This is a genomic window from Psychrobacter sp. 1Y6 (genome assembly GCF_052258385.2).
In the GTDB taxonomy this organism is placed as follows: Bacteria; Pseudomonadota; Gammaproteobacteria; order Pseudomonadales; family Moraxellaceae; genus Psychrobacter.
Genome location: NZ_JBQQEW020000001.1, coordinates 2307148 through 2319889, shown reverse-complemented (window position 1 = coordinate 2319889; position 12742 = coordinate 2307148). Strand labels below are relative to the sequence as shown.

Below are 12742 nucleotides of genomic sequence, written 5' to 3'. Positions count from 1 at the left end.
CTTCTCTAAGCTAGTAGACCTATAAGGTAGTAGACACATAGTGCTAAAGCCGACACTATAGATAACCAGTCATAAGATTAAAGTAGTAAACCATTAATTCCAGATAACTGCTATAAGTTTATTCACCGGTCAGACTTGACGATCGTTATCGTTGATAAGATTGTGCCGCGTGAGCTGATAGGACGTAAAGATGATAAAGCAGCCTTCAACTCGAGCATGCAAGGGTCTCATGATGCAGCGTGACACAGCCATAATCCAAAACGATAGTAATAATCCAAGTACATATCCAGCAACGCCGCGTAAAAATTTCAGACGCTCGGCATTGTGCACTGCGCTTGCGACCAGTTTGTTCGGTATAGCACCTGCGGCAATAGCAGATACCATTAATAATGTAAACAATACCGCTATCACCAACTCATCTGCTGCTGAGCAAACTGACGGTAATCAAACGCTTAGTAACCAGACTAACAATAGTCAAAGTGCGAATGATCAAGCATCTATCAAGCAATCAGCTACATTGTTCGATGACGATACTCAGCTAGATATGGCTCTAGATGCGCTACGTCTAAAAAAAGCAGTAGAACAAGGCATCATTGATCAGTCAGTATTGGACGACTATAGCGAACAGAGCTTGGGCATTAAGAAACCTAACTCGACAAAGTCAGGATTTAAAAACGCAACTTCTCAAAACAACTCTCAAGATCTAGAGAGTTTTCCTGATAGTCCAAGTACTTCATATAATCCAAATAACGCTCAATCAATCGCTTCTAATGATGACCTGTTGCAACAAGCAACCGAGATACAGCAGCAAGGCTATCAAATGATGACGCCTGAGCAGATCGATCGTGAGCTAGCGGCAATGGATGCGCAGAACGCTCAAGACATCGATAGTATCAATATTAGCAATAATGACAGTGACTTTGATGCGCCAATCGCTACGTTAGATGACACAACATCGCCAATTGGTCTAGATACAGAGCTAGATGCAACAAACTTGCCAGCGCCTAGCAACCTTGAGACGTTGGGTAGAAGTGAAGCAACGCAAGAGCAGGCGAGCACAGCTGAAGGGATGTCACGTCCGATTGAGGTAAGTGGTGCTTTGAGCAATGAAGATGTCGCTAGGAATGAAGCTTTTGTTAAGAATGAAAGTGGCCTGACGACTGATGATAGTAGTGATGAGCTGATAGCTGGTACGAATGTGCCTGCCAATGTAGAAGGTACGACGACAGATATTATCAATCCTAATGACTATCTACCAGATTATCAGAATGATACTCAGGCCGTTGATCAAAGCATCGAACAAGCCAATAGACCACGGCCACGCGCGCGTAATAGAGGTAATATCGTGACGCGTCTGTACAATCGCTTTTTTAACGACGGTGGCGTGGTTGCTTTGCCAAATGTAGAAACCGCTATTTATCTAGAGCAAGTATCTGCTGAAGACTCTCCTAATGGTAAGGCTCAGCTAGTTGAAGCTGATAATGACATTCAGCCAATGAAAAACATCAAAGCGGCACTGGATGATACTTCAGTTCAGTCGGTTATTGACTTTACTGCGGCATTGCCACGTTTGCGCGAAACAGCACAGAATGCTGCTAAAGCCGTTGGTTACTATGAGGTTGAGATGCGTTTGACCCAACCTGATCGCGATACAGTTAATGTTGTGATTGAAGAGCTAGGCGAGCCGGTACTGGTAGATAGCCGTATTATTGAGATTCGCGGTGAGGGCAGTGAGCAAGAAGAGTTTGCATCGCTTGAGGCAGACTTGCCACCGCAAGAAGGTGATATTTTTAATCATCGTGTCTATAAGAGCAGTAAAGCGGCTTTAGAGGCCTTGAGCAATACCTACGGCTACTTTGACCAGTATTGGCTGAACAAATCCGTTGATATCATTTTGCCGGACAATAAAGCAGATGTCTCGTTGGTTTATAACACGGGTGATCGTTACGAGTTTGACGATGTGGTGTTTTTTACCTACGACAAAGAAACCAATACGCTGACCCAAGATCCTGACAAGCTACCAGTAGAGCTTTCATTATTACAACAGCTCTATGGCTTTACGCCGGGTGAGCCGTTTTATCGTCCAGCAGTTACGAAGTTTAGTAATGACTTATCGGCAACTCGTTACTTTAATACGGTCAACGTCGAGTTGATACTACCACCAACTGATAGTAGTGAAGCTGGTACCTTAGCGTTTGACAATGCTGCTACCGAGGGTAACGACACATTAGATGACGATATTAACAATGTAGACAATGATGGCATTGCAGATCTGAGTAGCAATGATGGCGCAGCTGCCGTAAATGTGACTGCTAGCAAAGAAGATACGGTCAATGATAATAGCGATATAGGTGCAGAGAGCGATGATGCTCTGAGTGCTAACAGCGGCGAGATGGTCAATGAAGCGGATATCGCTGCTATTGATTTTGAAGCTGATGAAGCAACCCTTGATAAGCTGCAAGCCATCAGACAAAAAGCAGAACGACTAAGCCGCTTGCCAAATGATCGCGTGCTCGATGAAAAAGATCAGGAAGCTGATAATTTATTGGGCAAAATTAGTGATTCAATTAGCAATGTTGCACAAAAGATATTCCCCGACGAAAAGAGTCTGATTGCTGATGAAAACTTTGTACCACCAACGCTAGCAGGACGTAAAACGCCGCAAGACGTTGCAGAAAGCAAAAAAGTACCTTTATATGTGTTTGTATACGCGGATAAACCACGTGATGCTCAAGTTGGTCTGGGTTATGGAACAGATACTGGCGTTCGCGCCACCGCAAAAATAGACTATAACTTGCTTAATCGCCAAGGCTATCAAGCGGGTGCAGAAACAGAAGTATCGAGAATCAGCAAAAACGTGGCTGTATACGCCAGTCGACCATGGAATCATCCGCTCAATGATAAGTTAGATGGGCGTCTTACTTATGAAGAGGAAGTGATTGACCAAGGGGAAGGTAACTTTGATCTGTCGACCACAACGCTAAAAGCGGCTTTGGCACGTAATATCCGTAGTGATACTGGGTGGAATCGCAGCTACTCTGTGCGTTACCGCTTGGATGAGCTTGAAACGGGGGTTGATGGAGCAGCGCTAGATGATCTGCCTATCCGCTTTACCTCTTCAAGTCCGAAACAGCGCGCGCTGCTATTTGGTTATGGTATGAATAAAACAGATACTGATAATGCGACCAACCCAACACAAGGCATGCGCCAGTACTACTCAATCGAGGCTGGCACTGATAGCGCATTCAGTGATACCGATATGGCGATTATTCGTGCAGGCGTTAGTGGTATCTATAGCTTCGGCGAAGACAAAAAGCATCAAGTATTAGGTAGTGCCAATGCAGGTTATATCTGGGCAGATGATTTTTACGATGTGCCTTATAAGTTGCGTTTCTTTGCAGGTGGCGATCAGAGTATCCGCGGTTATGACTATGAGAGCTTGTCACCATTAGACAAAGGCTATCTAACGGGCGGGCAGGTGCTAGCGGTCGGTAGTGCTGAGTATAACTATGAATTTAAACCAGGTTTCCGTGGCGCATTCTTCACAGATGTCGGTAATGCCTACGACAAAGATTTTGATACTGAGACAAAAGTCGGCGTTGGTGTCGGTATACGCTGGGCATCACCTGTAGGAATGGTGCGTGTCGATGTGGCTGCTGGCGTGACCGAGGAAAGTATTCCAGTACGACTGCACTTCTTTATTGGGTCACCGTTATAAACGCTTAATGCAGTAGCTCTAAATTTTTAGTAGTTCCAAATGTTCTAATTATCACTTATCGTACCGATTGCTGGTCTTCATTTTTTAACGTAGTTGAGTGTCATGCTGACAGAAAATACCCCGCCTAATAATGCTCCAGATGAAGATCCAGCACAGCGTGATGCCCGTGCCGTTAGGCGTTGGTATCCGTTGTCATTTCTGCTTAAACTGCTGGTATTGGTGCTTATCGTACTAGCCATCATGTTTGCCATATTCTTTTATGCGGCTGGTACGGACGCTGGTACGAAGTTTATATTAGAAAAAATCAGTGTTGAAACAGGTATTGATTTCAAATACGGACGCGGTAACTTGCGCGATGGTATTTGGGTCACCGATATCGATATTGAAGCGACTGAAGATCTTGAGATATTAGTAGATAAGGCCTATGTAAAAATAGGCTGGCGTGCAGTATTTGCCAAAGAAGTGCATTTAAGTGATGCAGATATCCAGACCATAGAGATTATCAATAAGAAACCGCCTACTGGTGAACCATTTGATTATAAAACTTTAAAGTTGCCAGTAAACTTGCGTTTTGATCAAGCAAAAATTAAGAAAATTACTTATAAGCAAGTAACCAAAGATCCTATCGTTATTCAAGATATTACGGCGCGTGACCTGACGTGGGTAGGTAGCACGGTGACTGTTGGCCGTGGTGATTTGCAGTATGCTGATATCGTGAAAGTCAGTGCCTTACAAGGAGAGATCGACCTACAGGGCGACTATCCACTAGATTTGAGTGCGATTGCGGAAGTCAGCGCCCTTGAAAAAGCCTATATCGACCCATTGAATATCTCTGCAACGGGAACGCTCAAACGTACTGTTGGTAAGGTGCGCAGTCGTTATAACGATAGCGATGTGAAAGGCGACTTTGTAGTACAGGGGTTGGATGCGGGTGCGCCGTTTGATGCAAAACTACAGTGGGATGATATTCTTATCCCTTACGCTGACAGCCAAAACATTCGCCTACAAAGCGGTACAGCCACAGCTTCTGGTGTCATTTCTGAGATACGGCTGCGTATCAATACTGAATTGACGGCCAAAGACATTCCATCAGGTCATTACCAAGGCCGCGCCGTTATCGCCAACAGTCAGCTACGTATAGATCGCCTAGATGCTGACGTGCCAGCGGGACGTTTGGCGTTACAAGGTATTTTAGATTGGAAAGACAGTTTTGAGGCCACAGTGCGTGCGACGGGTAGTAACTTTGATATTCGCCAAGCTATTCCGGCTGAGTATACTGACTTCAAAGCTTACGCCCCGCAAACCCTAAACGGTAGACTGTCATTGCGTTATCAGCAGCAGAATCCTACTGGTAATACGCAGATCGATGCAGATTTGCGTCAGCGCGATGGTGAGCACATCAATGCCAATATGGTCCGTGGTAAAACCTCTGCCAAGTCCAAGCAAGTCGCGCCTTGGTATATTGATGCTAACTGGAAAAACCTAACCCGCCGTAACGTACCCAATATTGGCAATATCGACAGTCCTAGTGGGCAGGCGGACGTCATCGTTCGTGGTTCGACCCTATCAGTCGATGCCAATGCCGTTATCAATGAACTAAATGCTGCCCCCAAGGGCAACTATGATCTACGTATACGTAAGGCTGGTGATGTCATTGATATCAATCGTCTTAATTATAACGGCATAGTAGGAGACTTATCCGGCACAGGACAGATTCAGTTAGCGAGCAAACAGCGTCCACTGACATGGCAGATTGACGCCAGTACCAAAGGTCTACTCCCTAAGAAATATCGTAGCGATTTACCGCTTGAGCGCCTAACAGGTAGTATAAGTGCGCGTGGTCGACTGCTAAATATCACCAAAAACGGCGTCAGCGGTCAACGTCACGTGATTACTTTAAACAATACCGATATGCAAGCGCAGCTCGATGCGACGCAAGCAGATCGTGCTATCGGTATCACAGGTGCTGGTGATGCCAGTGTCGATATCGTAGGTGGTGAGCTGTCAGTATTCGATGCGCGTTTTGATGGTCGGATTGATACGGCAGATGTACCGCAGGGACGTTTATCTATCGATGCTGCGGGTACGCCAAAGCTGATTAGTATTCGTAAGCTGAATTATAAGGGTGAGGCGGGCGCAGTTGATGCTAAAGGGGTCATCGACTTACGTAAAAATATCGGCTGGAATATAGATGGTCGTTTTGACCAGTTCAATTTGGGTTATTTCTTACCTAATAATCCAGCGATAATCACAGGCGATCTAAAAACCAGTGGCGAATGGCAAAATGCACCAAAGAACAGCAAAAATACTGCAGGGACATTGCAGCGCTTTGCCGTAAATTTCAACGGCATATTGGATGCTGAGCAATTGCCAGCAGGTAAGCTGAATATAGAAGCCAGTGGTGACAGTCAGCTGATACGTATCAACCGTTTCCGTCATGTGGGTGCGGCAGGTAGTATCGATGCCAGCGGAACCGTTGATGTGCGTCAAGGCGTTGCATGGGATATCAACGCGGTGATGGATCGTTTTAATATTGGTTATTTCCTAAAAAATACCCCAAGCCTTATCACTGGTACGATTGATACAGATGGCCGCTGGAGTGACACGCAGCAGATTGTCAATATTAAACAAGTTAATCTAAATGGCATGCTAAAAGGGCAGCAACTGAGTGCCAAAGGCAGCCTATCAGCGAAAATGCGTTTGCCTAAAGATTTAGCAAGTTACTTCAAACAACTTCAGACCCAAGATGCCCAAGCACAATATAAGCAAGTGAATGCTTTGATTGATAGCTTAAATGCTAATAATCTGGTGCTACGTTGGGGTGATAATTATGTCACGGCTAACGGCAATGCTAAGCAGCTACAAACCAAAATTAACATCACCAGTCTAGATCAGCTGTCTAGCCAACTGGCTGGTAAAGTCACGGGCGGTGCCACGCTGTCTCAACCGGCTGGTCAAGCACTGCCTACTATTTATATTGATTTGGTCGGTGAGAGACTCGCGCTACCTGGCTTTATATTGCGTCAAGGCCGTGTACGCGGCAAGCTGGTCAACTTAGCCAATAGCCCAAGCCAGTTAATCGTGACGGCTGAAGGCCTAGATGCTGCTGGTCAAAGTTTCGATAGTGTTAAAGCGTCTTTTAATGGGACAGAAAAATCTCATGTGGTCGATCTCAATGTGGCCAATAAGCAACTCGATGTCGGCGCTAGGCTAAAAGGTGGTTTTGATCGAGATAGGCTAAGCTGGTCAGGTGTCATTGGAAAAGGCCGCATCAAATCTAAATATGCGACTTTGAATCAGTTGCAACCTGCACAACTGATTGTGAATTTACCTTACAATCAAGGTGGTGAGAGTCGTGATCTAAAAGTACAGCTTGCCGCTCACTGCTGGCAGGCCACGGATCAAACCGGCAAGCTTTGTCTACGAGAAAAACTAGTGGCATCGCCGGACCAAGGTGAGGTCAATGTAGCGTTGCAGAATTTAGATACGTCGTTATTCTCAGTGTTTTTACCAGAAGATATTGACTGGAATGGCAAGATTAATGGTAAAGCAGTCGTCGGATGGCAACGTGGTCGTCCGCCAACCATTAATACCACGCTATACTCAGACAATGGCAAGATAGGCCTCGTTCAAGATGGCGAGAGCACATCAATGACTTTGCCATACAAGCGTGTCTCTCTCATTGCTTTGTCTGTGCCTGAGGGTATCAAACTGCGTACCGATATCAATACTGGACGCGGGGCACGTGGCTATGCTGAAGTGATCGTTGATCCTTATAAAGACCCTAAACCAATTTCTGGAGCATTGGTACTGAACGAGCTTGATCTTGCGATATTTAAGCCTTTCTTCCCTGGTATGCGCGTCCTAAGAGGTAACGTCACAATGGCCGGTGGCCTAGGTGGTACCTTAACCAAACCACAGTTCTATGGCGACGTAAAACTCTCTGACGGCCGTATAGCCATGCTTGATTTGCCCGTGAATCTATCCAAAGTAAATGCGGCAGCCAAAATCCGCGGCACACAAGCGACCATTGATGGCACATTCAATAGTGGTACAGGTGAAGGCGAATTGTCAGGGACAGTCAACTGGCAGCAAAAACTACAGGCCAAGTTGAGTATCGTCGGTGAAGGCCTAGTCATCACTCAACCGCCATTACTGGTTGCTGAAATTGATCCTGATATCGATATTATCGTGCGTCCAGGCGATCGTTATGTCGATATAAAAGGGGCGATCAGTGTGCCGTCTGCGACCATTCGCCCGCCTGAAGCCAGCGAAGATATCATCACTCAGACTGAGGACGCAGTCGTACTAGATCGCCGTTTGATTGGTAATATCGATGAAGTACTGGCTATCTCAAAACCTTGGTCAATCAATGCTGATATCGGTGTTGATTTGGGCGATGATATCAACTTCCGTGGTTTTGGCGCAGTCATTCCATTGGCAGGAGCGATTAATGTTACTCAGAATGGCACAGGTATCATGCGTGCCAGAGGTGTTGTACAGGTCTCACGCCGTACCAATATCAATGCCTTTGGACAAAGCCTAGAGCTAAATTATGGTCAGGTTCGTTTCAATGGCGATGTGATGAAGCCGAGCTTGAGTATTGAAGCGGCCAAAACGATTAATGGCAAAACAGTCGGTCTGCGTGTCAAAGGAACGACCGAAAGTCCCAATATTATCGTCTTTAACAATGCAGGTCTAACTCAGCAGCAGGCAATGAATGCGTTGGTGACAGGCCGCATCGATAATAAGAGCGCGACGCAAATCAGTGAGCAAGGGTTTAAATCGCAAGTGACCAATAATCTGGCTGCCGCTGGATTGAGTTTTGGTCTGAGTGGCACTCGTAGCCTGACCAATCAAATCGGGCAAGCTTTTGGTTTGCAAAGTTTGACAGTTGATGCCTCAGGTAGTAGCGAGGATACCAATGTCAACGTCACAGGTTATGTGACCCCTGATTTATACATTCGCTATGGTGTGGGTGTTTTCAACGCGCAAAATAGTCTTTCTGTTCGTTATCAATTGACACGCCGTATCTATGTAGAAGCAAGCTCAGCAGCTGAAAATGCAGTAGATGTGGTCTATAGTTGGCAGTTCTAAATTGTTTATTAGGGCATGTCCTCAATTCAATCGATAGTCATCTAAATGGGTTAAAAATAGCTAAATCTTGCCAAACAGTGTCAAATAGCTGACTAATATCTCGATATTATCTGCGCTATTTTCCTTGTTTGACTGCAATTTATCTCATTTTTATCACCATTTTTAAAATGAGGACACGCCCTAGTAAGACAACTGCTTTCTAATTGATGTCAACTGAGAGAGCTTTTGAAATTATTTTTAAGTTAGATAGCCTATAAAAAAACGCCTCATAATGAAGGCGTTTTTTTATAGAAGTATTGAAACAGATACTATTGAAATAGGCGTTACTTGGTTAGAATCAAGCGATTGTTGCGAGTTAGGCGTAGTCGATACTCTTCACCTTCATGCTCGATACGTACCTCTTTAGTCAGTGCAAATAGATGTTGTGATTGCAAAGTAGGTAGACGGTTTTCACGACAGTTTAAATAACGAGAGATGACCATGCTCATAGTAAATTCCTTTTGAGAAGAAGTGGCTTAAAAAATTGGCTAACCATAGCGTAATTGTTTTTAACGATAATAATTATCATTTAGATTTGATAAATTTGCAAGCCAATTGATAAAATAAAATGCAGTTATTATGCAAACTTATCTAAGTTCGCTATCATAAACCATCTCGAATGAATGTTTTATCTATATAAATTAATAGGTTAGGTGGTAAGTCTAAATAAATCATCTAGCCTATAAAAACTATTAAATAATTAGAAATAATCAGAGTAAACACCGAAATAAAGGATATAAGTATGTTGAACGGGTCAAATCAACAATCAGAGACGAAGCCAGAAAGTAAGACGAAAACTAACAAACCCAGCATCGTAAATATCGTAAATGTTGCAGTGGCTGTCATTCATTATAAAGATCAGTATTTGCTTGGGTTTCGAGATGCTACTCAGCATCAGGGAAATCGTTACGAGTTTGTCGGCGGAAAGATAGAAGCAAATGAGTCAGCAGCGCAGGCGTTGATAAGAGAGGTAGCTGAAGAGACGGGTATCCTGCTTGATAATAATACTGTCGTTAAGCTTGGGCGTTTGCATCATGATTATGGCGACAAGCAAGTCATCTTACAAGTTTATAAGATTGAGCTGACAGCAGAGCAGTACGAGCAGCATAAACACCGTGAGCAGGGTTTAGAAGGGCAGGCATTAACTTGGGTAAGCAAGTTACAGCTTTTGGCAGGAGTGTATCATCTGCCTGCTGCTAATAAGACAATCCTTGAATGGTTGAAGCTCCCATCGAAGATAGCGATTACTTATCCTCTGACACATTTTGCCACACACACTGATGTAGCAGAGGCATGGCTACAGTATCATCAAGAAAATCTAGCATCAGAGTCGTGGGTATATATCCGCTTGAAAGACGCAAATTCTAAGCATCTTGCTGAACAACTGATAACGGCACGTCCAGATATTTTAGTGATTTTACCTAATGATAATGAGCAGCCTTTAAATGGGCAAGGCTCACTAACCGCTAATGAGACAGAGATTGGTCAGCGGATAATTGCCGAGCATCTGACACAAACGACACTGATGCAGTGCTTTGATAAGGATGGCAATCCTACAGCTCTAACGCATTCGCTATCTAAAGACCATCCGCTTATCGTCAGCTGCCATGACCTCGCGAGCATAACAGCAGCCAATCAACTTGCTAGCATGCGCATACAAAATGCATTACCACCAGTGATTGGTACTTTCGTATCGCCTGTGCTCGCTACCCAAACGCATCCTGATAACGCACCGCTTGGCTGGGAAGCATGGTCAGCATTAGCAGAGTTAGCTGATATGCCTGTCGTTGGGTTAGGTGGTCTGGAGCCTGCTATGCTCAATCAAGCATTGCAGTATGGTGGTATCAGCGTGGCAGGTATTCGTCAGTTTATATAATCCGCATGACTCAAGAAAGCTATAGGCAATCTATGGTGTCGTATGCCTGAATGTGACCCGTATTAGACGTGCGTATTAAGCTTAGTAAGTTCAAATAACTGATTTTTAACTTAGTTATCCAGCAAGTAACTGTGTGGTTATGATGTGTTCAAACAACACTCAAACCCCATAGTTACTTACAAACCGTTGCGTTTTCCTACATTGCACTACTGTTTTAATAGTCCAGTTGTCCTTAATATATATTGCATATCTACGATACGTTGATCTTATTTCTATAGACGAGTGACTAACCAAAAGTAATGCTCAAAATACAATAATAAAAAAGCTTTTGTAGAGTCAAGTTTTGCACGAATAATTTATACCAAAGCAAATGGCTTTTAGAAAACGAGACCAAATAGATGCCGTACATAAAGCGTTTTTAACAATCACTATTTAAGAATGGTACTCCTATGAAAACCAATAAGTTACCTGAGTCAGCATGGACTGATTCACAGGCAGCTGGTTCTCAACTTCAGCAGCCTAAGCAATCGCTTAACGACAATGAATATGGCGATGATACGCAACAGACAAACCAAGCTAGTAACGATGCTAGCTATAATCACGACAGCTCGAATGGCGAATATTCGCACCATCTGGCAAAAGACACGTCTTCGCAAGACAGCTATTTTGGATACAAAAGCGCCGACAATAGCCTTAGGGCAAAAGAGTCAGCTATGAGTAACAATGAGATAAGCAAAGATTTAAAAAATAGCAATGAAGACAACTATGAAGTGGCCGGTGGCTACAAATCACCTGGCTATAAATCATCGCCAAAGAAACAACCACAAAAGCTGAACGAAGATGAGCCATTAATGTCAGGACTGTTAGAAGATCAAATAGATAATCTAAACAGTAGTTCTGACCACGCCATTGACGCTGAGCAAATGAGCGATGCATCAGCAAATAATTCATCCTACAAAGAAATACCGGAGCGCATATTTATGAATGGACTGATCAAACATACAGGCATTGCCTTAGCAATTATTATACCGTTAGCAGCGTTCTCAGCCTATGCGGCCACGCCGCCAGTGAACATGGCAACTAATAACACGGCAACCAATGGAATGTCTGATGATGCGATGAGTGAGAAGGCCACGACCGATATGCTATCGGTTAAGCCGAGCGATATTATTCATAAATCTGCAAGCACACCAACTACTGTAGATAGCGTAGATCTGAACACTTATGCAGGTACTTGGTATGAGATTGGTCGTTTGCCGATGTATTTCCAGCGCAAGTGTGCTGGTGATGTGACCGCCAATTATGCTCAAAAAGATGACGGCTCAGGAATCACGGTTACTAATAAATGTGTGAGCGAGGACGGTTCAGGTATCGTCGCAGAAGGTTTGGCTAAGCCAGTCGATGAAAGCGGCAGCAAACTAAAAGTGACATTCTTACCAAAGTGGATTCGTTGGATTCCAGTCGGCCGTGCTGACTATTGGGTGCTGGCACGTGATGCGAAGTATAAAACTGCGCTAGTAGGGACACCTGATAAAAAATACTTATGGCTACTAGCACGCTCGCCAAATATCAGTCAAGAAACGTATACTAAATATCGTCAAATTGCTCAGCAGCAAGGTTATGACTTAAAAGAGTTTACATTGACGTCACAGAGCAACCAAACAGTGAATCTAGCACCATAATAGATGTAACTGAAATTACTCCTTTAATTAATTCAGAATTATAGCAATTATCATTTAAATTACGTCTCGATAAGGCAGCATATATGACTGCCTTTATTTTTATTATTAGCTGTATATGAGAACTATATACGAGAATGAAACCTATTATGGACGCTAGCTAATCGGTTACTACTGGCAAAATGAGGCGTTTTAGGCTAAAATCTAGGCAATTCAAATACTCTAGCGTCAATAACCCATATTGATAGTGGTTGATTATCATATTAGAGTCGCCATTTAGAGCATACACGACCTATCTATTTTACACTTCTTCATATTTTATTGATCATACAT

Annotated in this window: 5 protein-coding genes; 4 read left to right on the top strand and 1 reads right to left on the bottom strand. The window is 43.8% G+C overall.

Annotated elements, in window-relative coordinates; all coding sequences use genetic code 11:
- Positions 1-190 precede the first annotated feature (190 nt).
- Positions 191-3718, top strand: coding sequence for an autotransporter assembly complex protein TamA (locus ACTXGF_RS23335; RefSeq protein ID WP_443532486.1), 3528 nt, complete (start codon positions 191-193; stop codon positions 3716-3718).
- Positions 3719-3820: 102 nt separating this feature from the next.
- On the top strand, positions 3821-8815 hold the full coding sequence (locus tag ACTXGF_RS23330) for a translocation/assembly module TamB domain-containing protein (protein WP_443532487.1): 4995 nt from the start codon (positions 3821-3823) through the stop codon (positions 8813-8815).
- Positions 8816-9138: 323 nt separating this feature from the next.
- On the opposite strand, the gene hemP is transcribed toward ACTXGF_RS23330, so the two are convergent.
- A complete protein-coding gene (gene hemP / locus ACTXGF_RS23325) occupies positions 9139-9297 on the bottom strand; it encodes a hemin uptake protein HemP (protein WP_227672156.1) in 159 nt (52 codons plus the stop codon).
- A gap of 299 nt (positions 9298-9596) precedes the next feature.
- Here hemP and ACTXGF_RS23320 point away from each other — a divergent pair, with 299 nt between their 5' ends.
- Positions 9597-10730, top strand: coding sequence for an NUDIX domain-containing protein (locus ACTXGF_RS23320; protein WP_443532489.1), 1134 nt, complete (start codon positions 9597-9599; stop codon positions 10728-10730).
- Between the two features lie 449 nt (positions 10731-11179).
- The gene (locus ACTXGF_RS23315; protein ID WP_443532491.1) at positions 11180-12412 is read left to right on the top strand and encodes a lipocalin family protein; all 1233 of its coding nucleotides are present in this window, start codon (positions 11180-11182) and stop codon (positions 12410-12412) included.
- The last annotated feature ends 330 nt before the right edge of the window (positions 12413-12742 follow it).